This window comes from Corynebacterium sp. HMSC064E10 (assembly GCF_001812505.1).
GTDB lineage: Bacteria > Actinomycetota > Actinomycetes > Mycobacteriales > Mycobacteriaceae > Corynebacterium > Corynebacterium amycolatum.
Map to the genome: position 1 here is coordinate 1 of NZ_KV809170.1, position 22,763 is coordinate 22,763.

Here is a 22,763-nt window from a genome sequence, read left to right on the forward strand (position 1 = left end):
GCTTTTGTTTTACCCACAAGTAAACAACATAAACTAGCGTAAGTGTTTTAGTGCTGTATCTTTCTGGTGGCATGCTCATTCCTATACAGCATTTTTCGTCGTCGCCGTTTTAATTGCTCGATCCAGTCGGCTGTATCTTGGAATTTATGCGAGTGGGAATCGTGACTGGAGCATCTCGGGGCATAGGCGCCGTCTTCGCCGATAAACTTGGGCAGCTACGACCAGACCTAGATGAAATCTGGTGTATTTCTCGTAGCTACAACGATGATTCTTCCAGCGAGGACTCTGAACACTCTAGGAGCCAAGGTCCGCGTCTTCGATATCTTTGTCTAGATCAGTCCGATGATGATTTTGGCGATAAACTCCGGAATCATGCTGAGCGCCATCACGCGACGATAGTTTATTTAATCCTCAATGCCGCGTATGCGAGTTATGGTGATGTTAAAACCCAGGACTTTTCGCAGGCTGATCAAATGATACTGACGAATATTCGCGGAACGGTCGCAGCGGTTTACTCTCTAAACGATCTATTCGAAAAGAATGGCCACATCATTCTCGTTTCATCGATCTCAGCTGTAGCACCAACTCCAGGGCTAGCAGTATATACGGCATCGAAAGCGTTTATTCGGCATTGGGGTATCAGCCTTAGGGATGAATTAAGGCCTAATGGTGTAACTGTAACTATTTGCTACCCGGGAAAGGTTAAGACCAAGGCGCTCCGGGACGTCGTGAAGCAGGCGAAGTCGGTGAAGTTGCGTCTTATGCCTGAGCAGAATCTCAGTTATCTGGTGGAGCGCACGTTACGTGCAGCGGAGAGCGGCCGAGCGGAGGTCGCACCCGGTCTATATGGTCTGGTGATGGCTCTATTTAAGGCTGTGCCGAAACGTGTGGTGGCTCGATTCGCGCGGTTAGTTTGAGGCCCTCTAGTTTCGCGGTATCAAACTTTCGTTTAACCCCCTGGGTTTAGTCCATTTAGAAGCCAGTGTTATCTGAGTAGGCTACGAAGTATGCGTAAGTTATTCACAGCCGCTTCGGTCTATCTCGGTCTTGGTCTATTTTCTGGCGTTTTCTATCGTGAATTTACCCGTGCAATGGATTTTGGCGATAAAACGCAGCTCAATACGCTGCACACGCATTTCCTTGTTCTTGGCACGATCTTTTTCTTGGTTGCGCTGGCATTGGATGGTCAATTCAATATTTCAGCTGTCAAGGGCTTTGATCGCTGGTTCATTGTTCAGAATGTCGGCATTGTTTGGACGATCGGCATGATGGTGGCAAACGGTATCGTCCACGTTGTTTCAGGCCCGGAGGCCTGGGGTCCGATGTACTCGGGAATTGCAGGACTCGGCCACATTATCCTGACGGTTGGCTTTGTGTGGTTCTTTATGCTTCTCAATAAGGCGCTGAAGAATCGTGAACGCGTGGATCGCAAGGCCAACGCAGCCGTATAAATTTCCAGCGGAAATGCGTGAGTCGGATAGCTGATTCGGCCTAGGTAATAAGGCGAAATAAAACCCCGTGCAGAAACTATATCTGCACGGGGCGCTTTCATATAGCGGCGGCTATTCGTCTGCGATAGCGGCCAGAGGTGGTGTCTTCGCGGCCTTCTGACCAGGTCCGAGAGCAGCAATAACGCCTACAAGCGCAGACCCAAGCAGCATGAGAACAACCTGCAGCCACGGTACCGCAATAGTATTCAGGCCCTCATCCTTCAGCACGGTCAGCAGTGACCAGCCAAGGAACAAGCCGAGGACAATACCCACAACCGCGCCGAAAATGGAGATTTCCACAGATTCCAGGCGAATCATCCGGCGAATCCCCGAGCGCTGCAGGCCGACGGCTCGAAGCATGCCAATCTCCTGGCGGCGCTCGACAACTGAGAGCGCGACAGTATTGATAATTCCCAGAATCGAAATGATGACCGCCAGTGCCAGCAGTGCGTACACGATTCCCAGCATGACATCGATAGAGGCATTAGCCAGGCCCGCAAACTCCTTAGCAGTCATCACTTGTACTACGAGGTAGTCCGCAACGGCGTCGCTAAGCTTTTGCTTCATTTCATCCAAGGAGCCGCTGTCTGCCGCGATGGAATCGGAGACATCGACGTAGGTCTGGAAGGGCAACAGGTGGCTGCTCTTGACATATTTATGGGCGGCTTCGTAGGAGACAAAAATCGACTGGCCTGGATCTCTTGTGTCAGCAAAAATGCCGGTGACAGGGAGCCGTGTTATGCCGCCTTTGGAAACTACTGCAAGTTCAGTGTCAACGTTCCAACCATTCTTTTTCGCCGTTGATTCGCTGATGACAATTCCCGCATCTGGCTTGGCTAGATTAAGGGATCCTTGGATGGCGCGAGTGCCGTACCATTTGCCGACGTTGGAGTTGAAAACCGACACATTGCTAGATTCCGGTCCGACTTCAGTTTGTTCGCCGTCGGCAGTCATCATCGTGGCGGCTTCTTCAGGCGGGATCACCAGTAGGGCACCAATCGACAACGTTGCGGTGTCTTCGACGCCACCGATATCCTTCACCGCGTCCTCGACACCAAGAGGCAGGGCCGAATGCGCAGTCAGAGGCGGTGAGAGCACGAAGTCAGCCGTCAGATTGGTCTCTGACCACTCATTGACCGCTTCCTTCATGGACACGCCGAACATGCCGATCACAGTCACCAGCGCAAGTCCGAGCGTCAGTGCAAACGATGTGGTTCCCGTTCTGCGCGGATTGCGGTGAGAGTTCGTTGCCGCAAGCTTGCCGACGGTTCCAAAAGGCGCACCTACGACGCGCCCCAGTCCTCCGATCAGAGGCATGGACAGTGCAGGGCCGACAAGCCAGACGGAGGCTACGGCCATCACCGCACCGACACCAACGAAGATGGCGCGAATCTTGGTTTCCGCGTCGTTCCACTGCAATGCCCAGGCAATGATTGCAATAGCAGCGGATGCCAGCACTGCGCCGGTCCACGTCCGAGCACTGAGACTATTGCTGGTTGTTTGATCTCCAGAGCGCATGGCTTCCACAGGAGGGACCGCGCCAGCGCGGGCGGCCGGCGTCCAGGCGGCAATCATGGTAATTACCACGCCGACAATGAGCGGCACGATAACTGCCACCGGTTCGAATGTCAGGCCGTCGCCGGGCATGGAGATACTCATGGCATCGAGAAGCATGAATAGCCCCTGGCTCAGCCCAAATCCCGTGATTACACCTAGTGCGGAACCGATGAGGCCAACAATGAATGCCTCCAAGAGGACTGACCCAGTGAGCTGCCGTCGTGAAGCACCGAGGGCGCGGAGGAGAGCGAATTCCTTCATGCGCTGAGTGACCAGCATGGTGAAGGTATTGGAGATGATGAAGATGCCGACCAGCAGACCGATGAGCCCGAAAGCGATGAGGAAGTAGTTAACAAAGCTTAAGGCGGAGGAGACACGTTCGGAAGCCTCGTCGGCGAGCTTAGAGCCGGCCTCTACCTTGAGCTCGGGGAACGCGGCCGCGATGTCACGGGTGAGTGCGGCGGCGTCGGTGGTGGAATCGGCAGCGAGGGTGAACATGTCCATATGGCTGTCCGCGCCGTAGAGCTCTCGCCACTGATCTTGGGTGAAAAAGACTGTGAGATAGCCGGTTTCGTCGATGGAGGTATCAGCGATGCCGACAACCTTCACCGTCGCCCGCTCGAGACGGGTGGCCACCTTGATTTCAGTGCCGACGTGGAGGTTGCCGAGTTCGGCGGTGGTGGAATTGACGACCACCTCACCTGGTGCTTCCGGTGCGTGTCCCTCGGTAATCGTGACCTTGTTGCCCACTGCTTCGGCCGCTGGATAGTAGGGAAGACCCAACGATGGCGAACCATTGGTCTGAATCGGCTTGCCATCGGCTCCCGTGGCCGTAATGCTGTTGTTGGGATTGCCGATGTTGAGGGCGCGCACCCCAGGGAAGTTCTCTACCTTCTGTTCAGTTTCTTTGGTGAGCGCACCGGGATTGTCAGCAGGGGCCGTCACCACCACGTCGACACCGTCATAAGCGGTACTCATTGCGCCCTTAAAGGCCTTGTCCAGCGATGATGTGAACACAAATGCGCCGGTGATGAAGGCCGTGCCCAGCACGACCGAAATAATTGTGAGCACGAGGCGCAACTTGTGCGAGGTGATGTTGCGCCAGGCGACGCGGCTCAGCGTGGAAGACGATGATGCCATGGGGGAGATGACCTGCCTTCCTAAAGATTCTCAATATCTGCCATGCGCGCCAAGATATCGGTGGGCGTGGGATTGCGAAGCTCGTCAACCACGCGGCCATCCGCGAGGAACACAACACGGTCTGCGTAGGACGCAGCGGTGGCATCATGCGTCACAATGACGACGGTTTGGCCGATGTCATCAACCGCATCGCGGAGAATCGTCAATACCTCACGAGATGAGTTCGAGTCCAAGTTGCCCGTCGGCTCATCGCCAAAGATGATCTCCGGCCGGCTGACGATGGCACGCGCACAGGCGACACGCTGCTGCTGGCCACCGGACAGTTCCGAGGGGCGGTGCGTAAGCCGTTCTTTAAGCCCGAGGCGTGTGGTGATTTCCTCGAACCACTGCTTATCCACCTTCCGACCAGCGATATTGATAGGCAGGGTGATGTTCTCTGCCGCCGTCAACGTCGGCACCAGGTTGAAGGACTGGAACACAAAGCCCAGGCGATCACGCCGCAGCGCCGTGATTTCCTTGTCCGACAGCTTCGACAGATCCGTCGTGCCGATGTACGCGCTTCCCGACGTCGCGGAGTCCAAACCGGCCATGCAGTGCATCAATGTCGACTTACCGGACCCGGACGGGCCCATAATCGCGGTGAACTCACCAGCGGCAAAAGAGATATCGACATGGTCCAGTGCAGTAACAGCGGCATTGCCGACACCGTACTTCTTGGTGAGCCTCTCAGCGTAGGCCGCCGCTGGTGGGGCGGAATGCTCCAAAGAAGATTCAGCGGATGATTTAGCGGATTGTTGTGCATGCTTGGCAGACATGGGGGAGGGGGTTCTCTTCTAATTAGATTTGATCAACGGCGAATTAATATCCGGCAGCGAAAGCGGATTGAAAACGCTGCGGCGGGAATGGAACGTTCGTTGTTCACCAGTCACGGGGTCAGCGAAACTCATTTCTACACAGACCAGGTGCAGGGGCTCCGAGGTATTCTCGGCCTCCAGCGGCAGAATCTCCGGGTAGTACTGGTCGCCCAGGATGGGAAAGCCCAGCTCACTCAAGTGCAGCCGTAGCTGATGAGTGCGTCCGGTGATGGGTTTCAATTGCCACAGCGCAACGCGACCACTGTCGGCAGCGAGGTCGTCGGCGTCCGAAGGCACGTCGACAAGCGAAATGTGCTCGATGATGGTGTGGGCGTTTGGCTCGCCCTCGAGAGTATAAGCCTGCATCTGGCCAGCAACTTTGTGCTGTCGTGTGCGCAACTCCAGCGGGGTCTCGGGCAGGGCTTCGCTGGTCGCGCCAGCGATGGGTGTGGGCGATGTCAGCGCGTGATAGCGCTTAGTAACTTCCCCAGATGCGAAAAGCCCCTGGTAGGCGCCACGAACTTCGCGCCGGGCGGTAAAGATGAGCAACCCCGACGTCAGTCTGTCGAGGCGATGCGCGGGAACCAACTCCGGATTTCCCAGCTCCCGCCGCAGGCGTACGACAGCGGTTTCCGTGATGTGTCGGCCGCGTGGCATCGTTGCCAAAAACGACGGCTTGTCGACGACCACAAGGTTGTCATCTTGAAAGACAATCGGCATCGGCCCCGCGATTGTGCGCTCCGGTGCCGGGGTGCGGTAAAACCACATTTCCGCGCCGGGCTTCACCATGTCATCTGGACTGTACGGCACTGAGTTGGCGCGAACGACGAGTCCATCTGCAAAGCGTTTAGCTACGGCCGCTTCATCATCGTCCGGGTGGCGATGGGTTTGACCTGCGATAGCGCCTGCGAGCAGAACCCACGCACGGGTGGGGGCATCGCCATGACGCCCGGGAGCGGCGATGCGGGATGGGTTGAGCCCATCGCGAATGGGCAGTGGCATGCGACGCATACGGCTGACTTTAACAGGTGCCCCGGATTCATCTGGCAGGCAAGCGGAGTTGCTGTGGCAGAGCGGTGTTGGTATCGCCCCCAATGGCGTAGGTGGACAACATTCTGCCCTGTCGGTCGCAACATAATGGGGGTAGGGTGGAGGTGAAAGTAATAAAAGGGTTGGCTCGGAAGAGCTGACCATATAGCAACGCTTGTCCATTAAAATGGCGTCCAAGCAGGTGCGATAGGTGTAGCTGCGTTGCGGTCTGGCCGCGGAGAGCCAATTTTTATGGATCGCATAATAAGGAGGCAATCAATGCCAAGGCAGAACATCATTGTGTGCGCGGTCGACGGCTCAGAGGCGTCCAAGACCGCCGTCAAGTGGGCCGCTAACACCGCAGTGAAGCGCGGTGAGCCACTCCGTCTGGTCAGCAGCTACTCCATGCCACAGTTCCTCTACGCAGAGGGCATGGTTCCGCCGCAGGAGCTTTACGACGATCTTGAGGCCGAAACCCTGGAGAAGATTAACGAGGCCAAGAAGATTGCCCTCGACTTCGCACCGTCGGTAGATGTCAGCCACCAGATTGAAGAGGGCAGCCCGATTGACATGCTGCTCGACCTGTCTGAGCAGGCAACCATGGTGGTTATGGGCTCTCGCGGTCTGGGTGGGCTCTCTGGCATGGTCATGGGTTCGGTTTCCGCCGCTGTTGTTTCCCACGCATCGTGCCCGGTTGTTGTTGTCCGCGAGGACAACCTGGTCACCGATGAGACCAAGTACGGCCCGGTCGTTGTCGGCGTCGATGGCTCCGATATTTCCGAAAAGGCAACGGAGTACGCATTCCGTGAGGCCGATGCCCGTGGTGCAGAGCTGATTGCAGTTCACACCTGGATGGACATGCAGGTACAGGCTTCCCTGGCCGGTCTTTCTGCAGCTCAGAGCCAGTGGCAGGTTGTGGAAGAGGAGCAGAAGGCTCTGCTCGGCCACCGCCTGGAGAAGTACGCTAAGAAGTACCCGGACGTGGCCATCAAGAAGGTCGTTACCCGCGACCGCCCGGTTCGTGCTCTGGCTGATGCCTCGGAAGGCTCGCAGCTGCTGGTCGTCGGCAGCCACGGCCGCGGAGGCTTCAAGGGCATGCTGCTCGGCTCCACCTCGCGTGCACTCCTGCAGGCGGCTGCTTGCCCGATGATGGTCGTCCGCCCGGAGACTGACGCCTAAAGCGCCCTTCGAGGAGGCTGAGAAAAGACGCCGGTGCCGGTCGTGGAGGTGCGTTTAGCGCCGAGAACAGAAACCGTTACCGAATATTTATAAGTAGAACCTAGCCGGTTTCCGACATGTCTCGGAGATCGGCTTCGGTTTATATAAATGGGGCCTCTCGTCTGCATAAACCCCGTTTTCATGCAGAAAGTACAGATTCTATAAGGGTTTTCCTGTGGTTATCCGACTGTTATCTCGCTAGTTTCCCAGTGGCCGAAATGGCCTGATAGTGCTTGCAGTAGGTGCAAGATATTTTGGAAAGCCTTATAGTTGAGTCAGAACGATTTCGGAAAGGAATATCTATCATGAACGAGATTCTTCTTGCTGCCTCCTTTAGCCCCTCTCTGGGCTTCTTCGGCTGGATTATCATCGGTGGCCTTGCCGGTTGGATTGGTTCCAAGATTATGGGCACCGATGCTTCGATGGGTGTCGTCCTGAATATCGTCGTCGGTATTGTCGGTGGCTTCCTCGGCGGTTGGCTGCTCACCCTGTTCGGCGTTGATGTCGCCGGTGGTGGAATGATCTTCAGCTTCCTTACGTGTCTGCTCGGCGCCGTGATTTTGCTGTGGATTGTCGGCCTGGTTCAGAAGCGTAAGTAAACCAAGAAAAACAGCACAGCTCAGCACAAAGCGTCGTAACGCTGCTATCTACTGGATAGTGAGCTAGAGCGCGGGGCATCTCATTAACATTGAGATGCCCTTTTTCTTGTGTGGTTGTCGTGAAGTAGGCGTTCTGCGGTTGTCGCGACATCTGTTGGGGGCAGTAATCATCGCACGCTAAAGTAGGACTAGAGGCTGAAAGACTGACTAGTTTGTTCTTTTACAAAATCACAGTCGCAGATGCGCCTACAATGGAATATCACAAACTATAAACGCCCTGCTCAGTGTTGCGAAAGCAATGACGCGAATGCCGATATTTGCGAGTAAGCAGCTGTTATAACGGGGTGTGACTTTGGAAGGACGAGAGGTACTGCCGTGGCAGAAGCGACAACGGGCAAGGGCGCAAAAGGCGGCCGCGCTTCCTCTCGCCGTCGTAACCGCCCCAGTCCGCGGGAGCGCCTCCTGACATCAGCGACAGCTCTGTTTACAACGGAAGGCATCCGCGTTGTCGGCATTGACCGCATCCTGCGGGAAGCTGATGTCGCCAAAGCCAGCCTGTACTCGTTGTTTGGATCCAAGGACAAGCTGGTCATCGCGTATCTGCAAGACCTCGATGCCAAATGGCGGGAGGCTTGGGAGCAGCGAGTGGCCTCGTTGGATACCCCGGCGGAGAAGATTCTCGCTTTCTTCGATCAGTGTATTGCGGAGCAGCCGGCAATCGACTTCCGTGGTTCACACTTCCAGAATGCGGCTAGTGAATATCCACGGCCGGAAACGGAGTCGGAGCAGGACATCCGCCAGGCCGCAGCCGATCACCGCTCCTGGGTTTGGCAACAGCTACACACGCTGCTGACTGAAAATGAATCTAGTATGCCGTCTGCTCACGCAAATATGCTGTTGCTCTACCTCGACGGCGGCCTCGCGGGTGCCAAGATGTCCAAAGACCTGAACCCGCTGCAGATGGCGCGCGACCTGGCCCGTGACTTGGTCACGTAAATACCTAATTCCCTTTTTTAACGCGCCCTAGTTCTCGCCTTTTGCTCACGGGCTAATCCCGGAAGCGTTTCCAGTCCGACTCCTTTGAGCCGGTGGCTTTCTTAACCATATTCTTCGTATTCTGGCCGAGCAGCATTCCCAGGTTCTTTGCAATCAGAATTGGTTTCGGCCGCTTCTGCGCCTTTTGTGCTTTCTCGGCTTGTCGTTTCATGTCTGCCCGCACTTTGGCCAGGCCGGGAAGCGGCGGAACTATACCCGAGGAAATCTTCATATCCTGCGTCAGGGACGGCAAATTGTCCTGAGCGCCAGGCCTCATCTGGGTCACCATGTAGCGAACCTTCGCAATTTTCAAAGCCTGGGCATATTCTTCGTCCTGCTTTGCTTTACGACGGTCCCGCGATTCCTTCTCAATAGCGGCATATTCGCTCTTATACTGCTTTATTTTCCACGGAGCGAATGCGGATTTGATATAAAAGCGACGCTTGGCCTGCTTTAACTTCTTCTTTTCCTCCCGCTCCGATTCGTATTCACCCTTTTGGTGGTTTTGAAGAGTTCGGAAATCGTCCGTGAGCGGGTAGGTCTTTTCTACATAGCGGGTAAGAATAATATTTTGGGTCAGTGTCCAGAAGTTATTGGTGACCCAGTAGACAATTAGAGCCACAGGTGTTGGGCCAAAGAACCCCGCGAAGAGGATCATCAGCGGTGCGTAGATAAGCATTACGCGCATGAATTTGCTGAGGAATACACTGACGCTATTGGAATAGTCGAGAGTGCGCTGCAACCGGCGGTAGGAAATGACCAAGTTAAAACCGGTGAAAATGGCCGCTGCCACGATGCCGATAATGCAGAAAGCTAACAGCGAATCATGATCGCCCCCAAGGATTTGTAGTTGCTCCCGGTCCATGCGCAGATACGCGGGTAGAGGCTGCCCCAAGAATGTCGCACTCAGAAAGTCGGAAATCTCATCCTTAGAGATGAATCCGACATTATGAGACGCAGGCAGCCCAGGCCCCTCAGACGCCCGCAGCATGTGCCTCAGCATGCGAACAAGGCCCATAATCACGGGAATCTGGACGAAGAGGGGCGCCAGCATTACGGAGGTCTTAATACCTTCGGCTTTGCGCATTTCCTTGCTGGCAAAGTTTACGTATTGTGGCGAGTTCGGCTCGATGCTCCTGCGGTAGCGCTCCTTGAGTATAAAAAGCTGCGGCCGTAGGTTGGCCGTCTTGCGCGCCGAGATAAATTGCTGGAACGCGAGAAACGCCAGAGCGCCACGCACCGTAAACACCAGCAGGAAGAGAGAAAGCGTCCAGGACAGAGAAGATGGCAGGTGAAACACTGAGGCCAGTAAAAGGTGCCACGCCTTAAGGACAAACGAGACCAGCCAAACAAATGGTTCCAAAATAACCACGGGCCGACTCCTCCATGTCAAGGATAAGAAAAGTAAGACAACCGGATTAGGCCGGTGTGCCAATTCCAGCCGCTATCCTAGCGACTCGAATCACCTGCCCCAACTTTAAAACAGGGCCCCGCTGTGGCGGGACCCTGTCTTTAAGATAGTGAAGCTGGATGACATCCAGTGGAAGGCAAACGAACCTGGGTGAGAACTAGTTAGCGCTCTCGTACTTTTCAATAATGTGCTTTGGCAGCGCACCGCGGTCTGCAACATCCATGCCATTCTCTCGTGCCCACTGGCGAATCTTGCGATTGCGATCACGGGCCTCAGCGGCATTGGGATTAGCGGAAGAGCGCTTACGCGGAGCTACAACCGTGCTGTGATCAATAGAAGCGTTCGCAATATACGGTTCTAATACCTGCTCGAACTTCTCAGCATTTTCCTGAGAGAGGTCGAGAATGTAGTTCTTACCGCGGAAAGAGAAACGAACGACTTGGTGATCTGCGGAATCAAGCGGAGTCCCATCAAGGTCGTCGATGTACTGAATTAGTTCGCGGCGTGCCATAGAATCCCTGCCTAAGCTTGGTGCTGAACTTGTAATAATGAAGAAGGCTTACGGTGAAACTTCAATACGGTGAAATTTCAAATTAATATCAAGCCCTGTTTTCTTTCCCTCACAGTATAAGTGCAAAGAAATTTAATGTCTATTGACGATAATTGAGCTAGATTGTGCAACTTATATCGAATACATGGTTTGTTAATAATTCGATTAATTGTGCACAAGAACTTGGGGTAATAAAAAGACGGCCCTGCATGTTGTGCAGGGCCGTCGTGAACAGCAACTACGCTACTGAGGGCGCAATGCGGGGTGCGCTCTCAGTGGTCGTCGGAAAGCGAAAGGATGAGAAAGCGCTTAAGCCTGGGTCATGCCCTCACCAGGCTTGCCTCGGTAGGTAGCGGCGACGAAAAGTGGCTGGTTCGGTTCCTCCTTGAGCTCGACGAGGCGGTACTCAGAGGTAACGTCCTCGCGGCCGAAGTAGACAGCGGTGTAGCCGTGGCGGTCGAACTCGAGGTAGTTGACGTACGGGTTCGCAGCCTTGAGTCCAGCGGTAGCAGCCAAGGAAATCGGGTTGTCCTGAGGCAGCTTCACAATGTCATCGATGTTCGGGGCGCTGACGGAAGTACAGACAATCTCAATGGCGGCAATACCGGCACTCGGGTACTGGCCCGGGACCTTCGGTACGTTGCAGTTCCAGGAGGAGTGAATATCGCCGGTGAGGAAGACAACGTTGTCGTAGCCCTCCTTACCCATGATGTCAATCAGCTTACGACGCTCAGCAGCGTAGCCATCCCACTGATCCAAGTTGTACGGCAGGCCGTCCTGAGGCAAGCTCAGCAGCTCAGTGACAGCGCGAGTGGCCTCCGGATCCAGCGGCGGAACCAGCACTGGAGTGAACATGACGGAGTTGCCCACGATACGCCACTTTGCGCTCGAGGAACGCCACTGGCCGAGCAGGTAATTGAACTGCTCAGAGCCGAGCATGGAGCGACTCTCATCATCGGTCTCGCCAGCGCGGATGAACTTCAGCTGCTGGTCACGGTAGGTGCGCAGGTCCAGCATGGTCAGGTCGGCGAGATCGCCGAAACGGAAGCTGCGGTAGAGCTTGCCGCCCTGGGAGAAGGGGACAGCGCGAACTGGCAGCCACTCCAGGTAAGCCTGGATAGCGGCGTCGCGGCGGGCAACGTAGTCGCCTTCGGTCTCCGGGTCGTGGTTCTCAGCGCCACTGTGCCAATCATCGTTGGCGACCTCGTGGTCATCCCAGGTCACAATCCACGGCTTTGCGCGGTGAGCTTCCTGCAGGTCCGCATCGGTGCGGTAGGTGGCGTAGCGCAGGCGGTAGTCAGCGAGAGAAATAATCTCGTGAGCCGGCTTGTGGTCACGAACCGGGCCCTTGCCGGAGTAGCCACCGGCCTCGTACTCGTAGATGTAGTCACCGACACACATAATGATGTCGATGCGGTCATTTTCCGCCATATCGCGGTAAGCGGAGAAGAAGCCACTTTCCCAGTTAGCGCAGGAGGTCAGCGCGATGCCCAGGTGATCTGGCGAGGAGTTCACCGGCGGCGCAGTGCGAGTCTGGCCAATCGGGGAAACCTGGCCCGCGTGATTACCAGCGGTGACGGTAAAGCGGTAGAAGTAGTAGGAATCAGCGGAGAGACCCTTGACATCGATCTTGACGGTGTTGTCAGCATCCGGGTCGGTGTTCAGGGCACCAGAGGCAACGATGTTGCCGAAGCCCTCATCAGAAGCGACTTCCCACTTCAGTGCAACAGGGCGGCCCTGGTTTGCACCTGCGGTGTCGCCTGGGTGCGAGGTCACACGAGTCCAGATAAGAACGGAGTCCGGCAGTGGATCGCCAGAGGCCACACCGTGTTGGAAGACCTGAAAACCGCCAGAACCGCCAGCATTAGCTGGAGACTGTGACTCAGGATTGGCCCCCGCACTAGTAGCGGTCGCCAGGCCGATGGCGCCAGCAGCAGCACCGGTAGCGCCGGCACGCAGTACGGCACGACGAGAAGGGGTGAATGGCTTTTGGGCTGTTGCGTCGCTATTCGAGACCGCGCCGTTCAGATCCGAGGCTGCAGTCTGAGATTTATCTGAAGATGGCATAGCCCTCATTACAGTAGTTCTCAGTCCGTAGCGCCATCGGAGGGAGAAAATAGCCCGATACGGGGGTAATAAGAGCGAAAGCGCGACTATTGCTGCTCAACAACAGTCGCGCTTAGTTCGACGGATCTCGGCGAGTGGCCTTAACCCGAAGCGGCCAGGTTTACGCGCCCAGCTCCGAAATGATCTGGCGATCCAGAGAATCCAGCTCTGCGGTAATGGAGTGGTGTGCGCGACGACGCTGCTCCGGGGTCATCTTCTCGGCAGTGTTAATGGCATCAGTCATGACATCCAGACGCGAGTTGGCGTCCTTGATAAAACCATCGGTACCCTTGACGCCCGACTTACGCAGCTCTGTCAGTGAACCACGAGTGGCCTCAATGCGGGCCAGCAGCGGCGCACCGTGCCCCTGGTAACGAGCGGCATCATTAGCGGAAACACCGAACTTCTGCGCGGCCGAAGAGTGTTCACGGCGCTGAATGGCAGTGATGGCGCGGTAGGCCAGCGGAACCAGCACCGGTACCAGCAGGCGTGCGCCACCGATCCACGACTTTGCCTTGTCCTTGTTGAAGCCCTGGCTGCGCTGCTGTTGCAGGATCTTCTCGGCCATCTTGGTCTGGTGACGCTGCTTGGCGGCCAGCGCCTTCTTCTCGTCCTTGGCACTTGCCTTGCGGATCTTTTCCGCGCGCTTCAGAGCACGGTTTTCCAGCTTGAGTTCCTTCTTACCGAGCTTTTCCTCAGAACGAACGCGGCCAGCGGCCTCCTTCAGCTCCAGCTTGTGCTGGTGCTTCTGGTCGCGCTTAGCGGCCTTGACCTCAGCCTTGTGTGCCTTGCGATTAAGTCGAGCTGCGTGGCGAGCCTCTTCCTTGGCCTTCGCCTTGGCAGCCTTCACCTGCTTGGCGGTTTCGCGCCGACGCTCACGGATGTCACCCAAGAAGCTCATTTTTTCCTTCGCCTAGTTGCTCGCAGATAGTCTCTCCGGAAAAGCGGGGCGGAAAACCCTTAAACCCCACCGCGCCGGAGTGCGCTTGCCAGATGCAGTGGCTGCATCACGATTCTTGCTATCCAAGCTTAACGTGAAACTTCCTACCGAGTGGCGATACGCTAATTCTCATTGTGACTGATTCATCCGTTTCGCGCCCGCTTCTCCATGCGAGCGACCTCATCGGCTGCCGCTACCGGCTGAGCCTCGACCTGCGCGAGGGGCGGCTAGTCGAACCTGCTTCTCACCACGAGCACCGCTTGCCGACGTCCATCGCGTCCATCCCCGGCCTGTACACAGTGGCCTCGGGGCCGGACGCTCACCTGGATACCCTTGAGGCCATCGCCCGCGGAGAAAGCGTCATCGCCGGTGGCGTGCTCATGCATGAGCGCCCGATTCCTGGTGGGGTGTACTCGGGAATCGACGAGATTTGCCACCCCGATCTGCTGGTCAAGGTCGATGATTCACCACAGACGACCTCTCCGACGTACATGCCGGTCCTGGTTGTCACACGGCACCTGCTCTCTGCGCGCAAACAGGGCCGGCGGCGTAAGCCGTCGTCAAGCAATGCGGCGCGTGCGGCGGCGATGCAGGTACGACTGCTGGGCGTTGACCGGCTCGGGCGTGATGGTGTGATGGGGCGGACCCTGCGTCAGGCGATGGTTGTCACGGATGAGTGGAAGCTACGGCATTACGGACCTGATGCTGTGAAGCTGGGGCAGGCGGCGGCGATGCTGCACCGGCTGGGCGTGTCCTGTGGCCTGGTGGGGGCGATTAGTGCCACCGGAATGAATCTGGATACACGGCATATCGTCATTGCTGATGAGGGTTCGCGCGTGGCCTCGTACCGGATGGCGTTGCGCGACGCGCGTGATGCCGTCGCTGCCACTCAGGGGCGACCGTCACGGTTTACGCCAGGGACCTGGCCGCTGGTGCCGCGGCGCATCCGGGAGTGCCGAACCTGCCATCACCACGACCGTTGCTTCGATGAGCTGACCGCAAGTGACGACATTTCCCTCCTTCTACCTGGGGATAAGTCCATGCGGTTGCGCAGCGTGGGCATCGACACGGTCACGGCATTGGCGCAGGCGAGTACCAACACTCCGCACGTCAGCAAGGAGCAGGTGTGGATGGCGAGGGCGCGGCTTGCCGACGTCGACGCGCTCCGGGTAGCCGCCAAGACATCGGCCCCGCGTGGCGATGTCGAGATGGACATCGATATGGAGGCGTATCCCAACGATGGCGCCTACCTGTGGGGAACCTGGGTGCCCGGGGAGGACTACCGTGGCTTCATCACCTGGGAGCCACCGGGGCCAGAGGGGCTCGGCGGCACGGCGGAGGCCAGGAATTTTGCGATTTTCTGGGATTACCTGATGCGGCGTCGAAATGCGGCGCATGAACAAGGCAAGACCTTCCGCGCCTATTGCTGGGCGGCAGAGGGCGAGAACTATTGGCTACGTCAGAGCGCTACCCGGTTCGGCGGCCAGGAATATGTGGTGCCCGCAGATTCGGCGGATTTGGCCACAGGTGATGTGGCTGGTTCCGGTTTCGAGGCAGCTGGTCCGACAAAGATTGTGCGGGTGCCGACCCGCGAAGAAGTGGACAAGTTCATTGCGTCGGAGGACTGGGTGGACATGCTGAAGGTTGCCCGTCGCCAGATCCTCTCCACCGTCGGCATGGGGCTGAAAGTCGTGGCCCCGTGGTCGGGCTTCCACTGGCGCGACGCCGATGTTGACGGCGAGGCATCGCTGGATCTGTATCGCATTGCGACGGCCACTGACCTCGACTTTGTCGCGGAACAGTCCTTTGAAAAGCTCACGCAAGCCGAGGCGCGCGCTATGCTACTGCGCTACAACGGCGATGACTGCCGATCGGTAGCCCACGTCCGCGACTGGCTGGATTCACAGCGCGCGGCCGCGGACCTGCCGCATGGGGATGACCTGCCGGTTCCTTAGCGCGCTAACCACGCGTCCACGTGCCGCGCCGGGCGAACTTAGGGGAGACCTTCTTCATCGCAGCATTGCGAATGATGGCTGTGTTCTTGCGGGCTAACAGCAGCAACTGCTGTGTGCGCTCGGCACGGAATGTTGAGCGAGGGGAGCGGTGCACATCGCGGAAAAGCCGCTTCGTCGCCGCCAGCTGATCTGGCGAACGCGTCGCCAGCTGTGCCAACTTCTCCTTGGCCAGTTCAAGCGCAGCGTCCTCCGTGTCCACGGCCCACGTCGCCAGACCAATCTCAGTTGCTTCCTTGCCGTTGAGTTCTTCGCCAGACATGGTCAGCCAACGTGCAGTATCGGCGCTGACCTCGTCGAGAATGGTTCGCATACCGGACATATCCGGAATCAGCCCCCACTTCGCTTCGAGGATTGACCACTTGGCATCGCTCGTCGTAATGCGGAAATCAGCACCTAGCGCAATCTGTAGACCACCGCCGTAACAGTGCCCATGCACCGCCGCAATGACCGGCACCGGCAGGCGTCGCCAGTCCCAGCAGGCGCGCTGGAACAGGTTCGTGCCGTGGATATCGGGGACGAATGAGCGCAGAATGCGCGAGGGCTTCTTAAATGCCGACGCGAAATCGAGCCCAGCGCAAAACGATTTGCCCTCGCCACGTAGAATCACGCCGCGCAGATCACGGTCGGTTGCCAGTTTCCGGGCGACGGCGGACAGCTCGGTCAGCATCTCAAGTGTTAGACCGTTGAGTTTGTCTCCGCGGTCCAAACTGACGACAGCGATTTTCGCCGCCTCTGAATCAGCTACGGCGAGGTGTTCATAGGTGACGTTGACATTGTTGCTGGTGCTCATGGGCACTAACGCTAAACGACGGCTACGTGTGCCGCCCGGGAAATACCAAAAGTGGTCTCAAACAAGACATAAAAAACCGACCCGCTGAGGGGAAACCCCGTCAGCGAGCCGGTAAGCCATCTTTAGCGCGCGGCAGGGACGCGTAAAAAGTCGCGCGCTGTTAGCCGAGATTACTTGGCAGCTGCGAACAGCTCTGCAGCGTAATCCCAGTTGAAGACGTTCCAGACAGCCTTGACGTTCTTGTACTGCAGGTAGAAAGCGTGCTCCCACATATCCAGCAGCAGAACCGGCTTCAGGTTGATGGACAGGTTGCCCTGCTGATCAGTCATCTGCTCAATAACCAGGCGCTCTGCAATGGTGTCGTAACCCAGAACAGCCCAGCCGGAGCCCTGCAGACCCAGAGCAGCAGCGTTGAAGTGAGCCTGGAACTTCTCGAAAGAACCGAAGTCGCGCTCGATAGCCTCAGCCAGCTCGCCGGTCGGCTGGCCGCCACCGTTCGGGGACAGCAGCTTCCAGAACAGGGAGTGGTTGGTGTGGCCACCCAGGTTAAAGGCCAGGTCCTTGGACAGGCCGGTAACAGCTGCGAAGTCGCCGGACTCGCGAGCAGCGGCGAGCTTCTCCAGTGCAGCGTTGGCACCGTTGACGTAATTAGCGTGGTGCTTGCTGTGGTGCAGCTCCATAATCTCGCCGGAGATGTGCGGCTCCAGAGCGTCGTAAGCGTAATCCAGCTCAGGAAGTTCGTACTTAGTCATTAGGAAAATTCCTCCTCAACACGTTTTTAGGTTGTGCCGTCGATGGTACTCAAGATGAGCGGATGCGCAACCATTTAAGCAATACAATTAATGCGAAATTCGTAAAAAATGCTGTTCAGAGGTGTCTGTCACAAGTTTATGAACGCGGCGGCTGAGTGCGGCGAATCCATTTACTCACGCGCTTGAAGCGCATTCCGGCCGCGCCACCCAGGTCGTCGTCAAGCGGAATGTCGAGGATGGAAGCCCACGTTGGCAGCATTTCTTCCTCGTACCGGTGGCCGTGACCACCGGGGACGGTGACGGAGGCGAGGCCGTCGATAAGCACCTGCCAGAAGGTGACGAACGGGTGCCAGCGCATGGAGGGGAGGACATCGCGGCCGACGCGCTCTGCAAGCCAGTCGGGGCGGCGCCAGGCCAGCGGGTAATCCCACCAGACGATGGGGTCAGAGGCATGCTGCAGGAATGCGACGCGCGGGAACTCCCACGGCCCGAACTTGGTGCCATAGAACGAGTGGTACAGCTCGTCGGGGCGCGTAGCGAAGCGGATGTTTCGCCCCTCGTCGATGACCGGAGCGATTTCTGGGGACCCCTTTGTCCGGCGGTGCGTCAGCTCTTTCCACATTGCGGAGAACTGCGGTGTGCCAGTCCAAACAGCACCGTCGACGCGTGCGAGCATGTCGGCGGAATTCTCGAACGCGCCGAGACCGCCAAACCCGCCGAGGGATTCACCGGCGACGTAGACCTTTGGCCGGTCGTTTTCCGGCATTTTGTCGACTTCCTGCAACACCCGATGGATAAGAGTGTGGCCAGCTGCGATTGGGGTTTCGTGGTCCGTTAGCCACGCCACTGGGGAGGGCAGGTCAGAGTACTGCAGAGCGACAGTGGCGCAGTTGCCAAGGGTCAAGAACTCTGCAGCCTGTGCCGACCACGGTGGCACCCAACCTGTGCCGGTGGTGGTGAAGACAACCAGGTGATCGCGCCGGAACGCGCCGGTGCGGTGCATCTCGCGGATGATGAGCTCCGCCTGTTCCCGCAGAGAACGGCCTTGCACCTTGCCCGCATAAATGCGGATGGGTTCCTGCAGTTCGGAGAGCGGCTTGCCAGTAACCACTGCCAAATCTCGGGCACGGGGGCCTTCGGCGACGAAGACGCGACCCTCGGCGCCGAGTGCGTACCACGGCTCCAGAGACCATGGGCTTCCGGAACGTTCCGGCTCCCACGGCTGCATGCGACCTGGAACGACCAGGGTATTCAGGTAGCGGGACTTCTTGGCGATGGACTCCAAAGTCCGACGGATAAGCAGTCGGTCAATGCTGGCGGCCACGGCACCACCGACGATGGCACCACTGAGAACCGGGGCGAGACCGCGGGGAAGCCAGGGGCGGAGGTTGTCCCGCAGTAGGTCATAGCCGCGGTTGGCCAGCGCGGAGAGCCCCCGAGTGGTCAGGTAGAGACCACTGGCAATCATTGTGGAGGCGAACTGGCTGCGTGCGGATTCCTGCTCATCCTTGCCCACCAGGCGACCAATTTCGCGCTGCTGGGAAATGGAGCGCAGCCACAGCGCCGCGGTGGTGGCCGTGGTGGCCACGTGCCAGGTCACGGCCAGTGCGCGTTCGTGACGAGGTGCCAGCGCAAAGCGGCTGAGCGAAGTGCTGGCCAGACGCCGCATCGTCGTGTTGTAGCCATAGCCGATGGCCACCCCGGTAACATGGCCCGCCAGCTGTGCCAGGAAGGTCACAGTAACGGTGGCGGTCCGAGTGCGCGGCATCAGCGAGGGGCTAAAGGCAGCCCATGACGCAATTTCTGCACCAATTAGACCGGGGTTGGAGGGGATGCCGGCCCGCAGTGCGCTGCGGATAGCGCCAGGGCCGGTACCTAGGAGGCGTTCGCGAAAGACTTTGGTGGCCATCAGACTGCCGGTGCCGACTGCGCCCAGCGCTTTGGCCATGCCAGCTGTGCCAGCGACTCCTGTAATTCCCGTCCGCGCTGCTCGTGCAGCTCGCACTGTCCTGGCGGTTTCGATTGGCTGAGCTACAGGTGTGTCGCCCGTAGACGCAATCGAGGGCGCAATCGAAGTAAATGCGCGACGCAGGAATCCCATGACTCCCATCATGACAAAATTTTTTCCACGGGGGTTACTCATCCCGCGCCAGTTTTCCGCACAAAGCGTAGCCTGTGGGGTGTCGCAACGTTTCCGAATCGGTTGAGAAGGATCCGAGGGCTATGAAGCTATCCACAGGAAATAAGGTCGTGCTGATCGGCGCTGGCGACGTCGGCGTTGCATACGCGTACTCGCTGGTCAACCAGGGCACTGTCGACCACTTGGCAATCATTGACATCGACGAGAAGAAGACGATGGGCAACGTCATGGACTTAAACCATGGCGTGGTGTGGGCGTCGTCGCGCACCAAAGTCACCCAGGGCACGTACGCCGACTGTGACGATGCCGCGCTGGTGGTTATCTGTGCAGGTGCGGCACAAAAGCCGGGCGAGACTCGCCTGCAGCTGGTGGACAAGAACATGAAAATCATGAAGTCCATCGTCGATTCCGTTATGGACAGCGGTTTTGATGGGCTCCTACTGATTGCTTCCAACCCCGTCGACGTACTCACATACGCTGCGTGGAAGTACTCCGGGCTGCCGCACAACCGTGTCTTCGGCTCCGGCACCATCCTGGACACCGCACGTTTCCGCTACATGCTGGGTGAATACTACGACGTTTCCCCGATGAGCGTGCACGCATACATCATTGGTGAACATGGCGACTCCGAGCTGCCGGTGTTGTCCAGCGCCAACGTTGCAGGCGTCGGTCTGTCCAAGCGTCTCGCCGCCGACCCAGCGCTTCACGACGAGCTGGAGGACATCTTCATCCGAACCCGTGATGCCGCCTACGAGATTATCGATGCCAAGGGCTCCACTTCCTACGGAATCGGTATGGGTTTGGCCCGCATCACGCGCGCCATTTTCCAAAACCAAGAGGTAGCTCTGCCGGTCTCCGCATACTTGCAAGGTGAGTACGGCCATGAGGACGTGTTCATCGGAACACCAGCCATTGTGAACCGCCGAGGAATTCGCCGCGTTATCGAGCTTGAGCTGGACGAATACGAAAAGAAGCAGCTGGACAAGTCCGTTCAGACGCTCCGAGATGTGCAGGATCCATTCTGGAAGTAACTGCTGGTAGCGAAAGCGCATGTCTTCTCGACATGCGCTTTCGGCCGTCTCATTTGAGAATGAGAATGCCCACCTTCTATTGGCCCGCGTGGCCGACTCTGGCCAACGCTTCGTCTTAAACACAGGAGTGCCTTCTCTATGGCAGCGCAGAGCCCTCAAGACACAGCAACTGACAACACTGAAAGCGGCGCGGACGTACCGCGTCTGGATGACCTCATCAGCAAGGTCACTGATCTGATTACAGAGTTGGACGACGTCTCGGTGGAGGCATCTGCACTGCTCGCAGAGGTGCCGGAAGAGCGCCGTCGGCACGCGGAAAACCTACTGCACTACGCACACCTGCGCACAATTGACATCCGTGAGCTGCAGAACAGCTTGCACGACCTCGGCGTGACCAGTCTGACCACGGTGGAGACTTTCACCCGGGGGCGCCTTGAGTTGGCCCTCAACGCGCTGTTGGCGCTGGCGGGGCGCACCTCAGATGTCGATGTCGCCCGCATTATTGCCGACGATGAGCGCGCGGATATTGCCCTGGATAACAACGCCACCGAGCTGTTCGGTCAGGAGCGCGCGGATGTCACTTCGCACATTATGGTGACCCTGCCCGCCGAGGCCGCCGACGACGCAGAGTTGGTGGAGAGCTTCGCTGCTGCCGGCATGGATCTCGCTCGCATCAACTGCGCCCACGACGGCCCTGAGCAGTGGAGCCGCATGATTGACAACGTCAATGCTGCAGCTGAGAAGGCCGGTCGCCGCATCTTCGTGTCCATGGATCTGGCTGGCCCAAAGCTGCGCACAGGCGATATCGAACCGGGGCCGCGCGTGGGTCGCGCCCGCGTTGTGCGTGACGACGCCGGCACGGTCATCTCCAAGTCCAAGATTTGGCTGACTCCACGTCTGGATGAGCACCCCAAGCCAGCTCCGAACGATTTGCCGGGGCGTCCTGCTCTGCCGCTGGAAGCAGATCAGGGATGGTTGGAACAGCTGCAGCTTGACGATGTCATTACGCTGCATGACTCCCGCTCGGCGAAGCGTCACTTCACCGTTGTGCGCATCGACACCGACGTCGAGGGCGACGTCGAGGCCGTGCTCGCCGAGGGGGAGAAGAACGCCTGGATCGCCGAGGGCACACACCTGCGCAGCAACTACGAGGTCACACGTGCTGGCGGCGTGCCACCGACCGTGCAAAAGCTGCGTTTCCACACTGGGGATGAGTTCATTCTCACCAGCCGCGAGGAAATCACCACCATTCCACGCACCGACGATGAAATGCCACGCGTCTCCTGCTCGCTGCCGTCTGCCGTGGCGGCTCTGAAGCCGGGCGATCCGGTGCTTTTCGACGACGGTGCACTCGGCGCTGAGGTGGTTGAGGTCTCCGAGACGTCGTCAAGCGAAGATAGCCACGTCGATGCCCGCTTGCGTGTCCAGCGCACCAAGCCGAACGGACAGCCGTTGGCGGCGCATAAGGGCATCAACCTGCCGAACACCGACCTGCCGCTCAATTCGCTTACCGACGAAGACATTGAGCATCTGCGCTTTGTAGTGGAGCACGCGGATATTGCTGCGGTGAGCTTTATTCGCACGCAGGAGGACGCTGAGTACGTCTACAAGGTGCTCGATGAGATTGCGGCAGAACATGAGGCCGCGGGTCGCGAGGATCTGGCATCGAGGGCTCGGGACCTGGGTGTTGTGCTGAAGATTGAGACTATTCCGGCATTCCAGAATCTGCCGGGAATCATCATCGCCAGCATGAAGCGCGCCAAGTCCGGCCTGATGATTGCTCGTGGTGACCTGGCTGTGGAACTGGGCTTCGACCGAATGGGTGAGGTTCCAGGCCAGATTCTGACGCTGGCGCAGGCAGCCGGCGTGCCGACCATTCTGGGTACTCAGGTGCTGGAGAACATGGCCAAGGCCGGCCTGCCGTCCCGCGCGGAGATTACCGATGCGGCTTTCGCCCTGCGTGCCGAGTGCGTGATGCTGAACAAGGGGCCGCACATCACCGAGGCCATTGCAATTTTGAACAACCTGGCCCGAAAGATGGGCCGTTCGCAGCGTAAGAGCCGCATCATGCTACGGAAGATTCGCAGCTGGTCGGACTAGTGGCGG

General features: G+C 58.0%; 18 protein-coding genes. 8 read left to right on the forward strand and 10 right to left on the reverse strand.

Annotated elements, in window-relative coordinates:
- The first annotated feature begins 161 nt into the window (after window positions 1–161).
- Both HMPREF2860_RS00040 and HMPREF2860_RS00045 read left to right on the forward strand, forming a co-directional pair.
- Window positions 162–917: an SDR family NAD(P)-dependent oxidoreductase gene (locus HMPREF2860_RS00040; RefSeq protein WP_210386733.1), complete on the forward strand. Its 756-nt coding sequence runs from the start codon at window positions 162–164 to the stop codon at window positions 915–917.
- Window positions 918–1,007: 90 nt separating this feature from the next.
- Window positions 1,008–1,451, forward strand: a complete 444-nt coding sequence (locus HMPREF2860_RS00045) for a DUF2871 domain-containing protein (RefSeq protein ID WP_038627034.1) — start codon at window positions 1,008–1,010, stop codon at window positions 1,449–1,451.
- A gap of 111 nt (window positions 1,452–1,562) precedes the next feature.
- Here the strand turns inward: HMPREF2860_RS00045 and HMPREF2860_RS00050 are convergent, their stop codons facing one another.
- From HMPREF2860_RS00050 to HMPREF2860_RS00060, 3 genes are read right to left on the reverse strand one after another with little or no spacing between them, the layout of a single operon-like run.
- Window positions 1,563–4,187, reverse strand: a complete 2,625-nt coding sequence (locus tag HMPREF2860_RS00050; protein ID WP_070559892.1) for an ABC transporter permease — start codon at window positions 4,185–4,187, stop codon at window positions 1,563–1,565.
- Window positions 4,188–4,207: 20 nt separating this feature from the next.
- A complete protein-coding gene (locus tag HMPREF2860_RS00055) occupies window positions 4,208–5,002 on the reverse strand; it encodes an ABC transporter ATP-binding protein (RefSeq protein ID WP_187402759.1) in 795 nt (264 codons plus the stop codon).
- Window positions 5,003–5,020: 18 nt separating this feature from the next.
- Window positions 5,021–6,052 carry a pseudouridine synthase gene (locus tag HMPREF2860_RS00060; RefSeq protein WP_038627031.1) on the reverse strand — a complete coding sequence of 344 codons (1,032 nt, stop codon included), beginning with the start codon at window positions 6,050–6,052 and terminating at the stop codon, window positions 5,021–5,023.
- Window positions 6,053–6,349: 297 nt separating this feature from the next.
- Here HMPREF2860_RS00060 and HMPREF2860_RS00065 point away from each other — a divergent pair, with 297 nt between their 5' ends.
- The 3 genes from HMPREF2860_RS00065 (at window position 6,350) to HMPREF2860_RS00075 (ending at window position 8,883) form a co-directional block, all read left to right on the forward strand.
- The gene (locus HMPREF2860_RS00065; RefSeq protein ID WP_016421688.1) at window positions 6,350–7,249 is read left to right on the forward strand and encodes a universal stress protein; all 900 of its coding nucleotides are present in this window, start codon (window positions 6,350–6,352) and stop codon (window positions 7,247–7,249) included.
- Window positions 7,250–7,593: 344 nt separating this feature from the next.
- A complete protein-coding gene (locus tag HMPREF2860_RS00070) occupies window positions 7,594–7,887 on the forward strand; it encodes a GlsB/YeaQ/YmgE family stress response membrane protein (RefSeq protein ID WP_016421687.1) in 294 nt (97 codons plus the stop codon).
- A gap of 375 nt (window positions 7,888–8,262) precedes the next feature.
- Entirely contained in the window at window positions 8,263–8,883 is a 621-nt protein-coding gene (locus HMPREF2860_RS00075) for a TetR/AcrR family transcriptional regulator (RefSeq protein WP_016421686.1), read from the forward strand.
- A 52-nt stretch (window positions 8,884–8,935) separates the two neighbouring features.
- On the opposite strand, the gene yidC is transcribed toward HMPREF2860_RS00075, so the two are convergent.
- The 4 genes from yidC to HMPREF2860_RS00095 form a co-directional block, all read right to left on the reverse strand.
- Window positions 8,936–10,294: a membrane protein insertase YidC gene (gene yidC / locus HMPREF2860_RS00080; RefSeq protein WP_038627029.1), complete on the reverse strand. Its 1,359-nt coding sequence runs from the start codon at window positions 10,292–10,294 to the stop codon at window positions 8,936–8,938.
- A gap of 196 nt (window positions 10,295–10,490) precedes the next feature.
- Entirely contained in the window at window positions 10,491–10,844 is a 354-nt protein-coding gene (locus tag HMPREF2860_RS00085) for a histone-like nucleoid-structuring protein Lsr2 (protein WP_016421684.1), read from the reverse strand.
- A gap of 348 nt (window positions 10,845–11,192) precedes the next feature.
- Complete coding sequence (locus HMPREF2860_RS00090; protein ID WP_038627027.1) at window positions 11,193–12,950, reverse strand: alkaline phosphatase D family protein; 1,758 nt, start codon at window positions 12,948–12,950, stop codon at window positions 11,193–11,195.
- A gap of 160 nt (window positions 12,951–13,110) precedes the next feature.
- A complete protein-coding gene (locus HMPREF2860_RS00095; RefSeq protein ID WP_016421682.1) occupies window positions 13,111–13,890 on the reverse strand; it encodes a DUF6474 family protein in 780 nt (259 codons plus the stop codon).
- Between the two features lie 173 nt (window positions 13,891–14,063).
- Here HMPREF2860_RS00095 and HMPREF2860_RS00100 point away from each other — a divergent pair, with 173 nt between their 5' ends.
- Window positions 14,064–15,884: a ribonuclease H-like domain-containing protein gene (locus HMPREF2860_RS00100; RefSeq protein ID WP_070628391.1), complete on the forward strand. Its 1,821-nt coding sequence runs from the start codon at window positions 14,064–14,066 to the stop codon at window positions 15,882–15,884.
- A 4-nt stretch (window positions 15,885–15,888) separates the two neighbouring features.
- Here the strand turns inward: HMPREF2860_RS00100 and HMPREF2860_RS00105 are convergent, their stop codons facing one another.
- From HMPREF2860_RS00105 to HMPREF2860_RS00115, 3 genes are all read right to left on the reverse strand, one after another.
- Window positions 15,889–16,734 carry a crotonase/enoyl-CoA hydratase family protein gene (locus tag HMPREF2860_RS00105; protein WP_070628394.1) on the reverse strand — a complete coding sequence of 282 codons (846 nt, stop codon included), beginning with the start codon at window positions 16,732–16,734 and terminating at the stop codon, window positions 15,889–15,891.
- Between the two features lie 170 nt (window positions 16,735–16,904).
- Complete coding sequence (locus HMPREF2860_RS00110; RefSeq protein ID WP_070628396.1) at window positions 16,905–17,486, reverse strand: superoxide dismutase; 582 nt, start codon at window positions 17,484–17,486, stop codon at window positions 16,905–16,907.
- A gap of 136 nt (window positions 17,487–17,622) precedes the next feature.
- Window positions 17,623–19,599 (reverse strand): alpha/beta-hydrolase family protein, encoded by a 1,977-nt coding sequence (locus HMPREF2860_RS00115; RefSeq protein WP_070628398.1) that lies wholly within the window; start codon window positions 19,597–19,599, stop codon window positions 17,623–17,625.
- Window positions 19,600–19,709: 110 nt separating this feature from the next.
- Between HMPREF2860_RS00115 and HMPREF2860_RS00120 the strand changes: the two genes are divergently transcribed.
- Window positions 19,710–20,657 carry an L-lactate dehydrogenase gene (locus HMPREF2860_RS00120; RefSeq protein WP_070628400.1) on the forward strand — a complete coding sequence of 316 codons (948 nt, stop codon included), beginning with the start codon at window positions 19,710–19,712 and terminating at the stop codon, window positions 20,655–20,657.
- 138 nt (window positions 20,658–20,795) lie between these two features.
- A complete protein-coding gene (locus tag HMPREF2860_RS00125; protein ID WP_083309486.1) occupies window positions 20,796–22,757 on the forward strand; it encodes a pyruvate kinase in 1,962 nt (653 codons plus the stop codon).
- Window positions 22,758–22,763: the final 6 nt, after the last annotated feature.

Coding starts and splice junctions, on each gene's coding strand:
- HMPREF2860_RS00105 (WP_070628394.1), bottom strand. CDS start 16,734: ATGAGCACCAGCAACAATGTCAACGTCACCTATGAACACCTCGCCGTA.
- HMPREF2860_RS00090 (WP_038627027.1), bottom strand. CDS start 12,950: ATGCCATCTTCAGATAAATCTCAGACTGCAGCCTCGGATCTGAACGGC.
- HMPREF2860_RS00070 (WP_016421687.1), top strand. CDS start 7,594: ATGAACGAGATTCTTCTTGCTGCCTCCTTTAGCCCCTCTCTGGGCTTC.
- HMPREF2860_RS00095 (WP_016421682.1), bottom strand. CDS start 13,890: ATGAGCTTCTTGGGTGACATCCGTGAGCGTCGGCGCGAAACCGCCAAG.
- HMPREF2860_RS00060 (WP_038627031.1), bottom strand. CDS start 6,052: ATGCGTCGCATGCCACTGCCCATTCGCGATGGGCTCAACCCATCCCGC.
- HMPREF2860_RS00065 (WP_016421688.1), top strand. CDS start 6,350: ATGCCAAGGCAGAACATCATTGTGTGCGCGGTCGACGGCTCAGAGGCG.
- HMPREF2860_RS00125 (WP_083309486.1), top strand. CDS start 20,796: ATGGCAGCGCAGAGCCCTCAAGACACAGCAACTGACAACACTGAAAGC.
- HMPREF2860_RS00085 (WP_016421684.1), bottom strand. CDS start 10,844: ATGGCACGCCGCGAACTAATTCAGTACATCGACGACCTTGATGGGACT.
- HMPREF2860_RS00055 (WP_187402759.1), bottom strand. CDS start 5,002: ATGTCTGCCAAGCATGCACAACAATCCGCTAAATCATCCGCTGAATCT.
- HMPREF2860_RS00110 (WP_070628396.1), bottom strand. CDS start 17,486: ATGACTAAGTACGAACTTCCTGAGCTGGATTACGCTTACGACGCTCTG.
- HMPREF2860_RS00120 (WP_070628400.1), top strand. CDS start 19,710: ATGAAGCTATCCACAGGAAATAAGGTCGTGCTGATCGGCGCTGGCGAC.
- HMPREF2860_RS00115 (WP_070628398.1), bottom strand. CDS start 19,599: ATGATGGGAGTCATGGGATTCCTGCGTCGCGCATTTACTTCGATTGCG.
- HMPREF2860_RS00045 (WP_038627034.1), top strand. CDS start 1,008: ATGCGTAAGTTATTCACAGCCGCTTCGGTCTATCTCGGTCTTGGTCTA.
- HMPREF2860_RS00050 (WP_070559892.1), bottom strand. CDS start 4,187: ATGGCATCATCGTCTTCCACGCTGAGCCGCGTCGCCTGGCGCAACATC.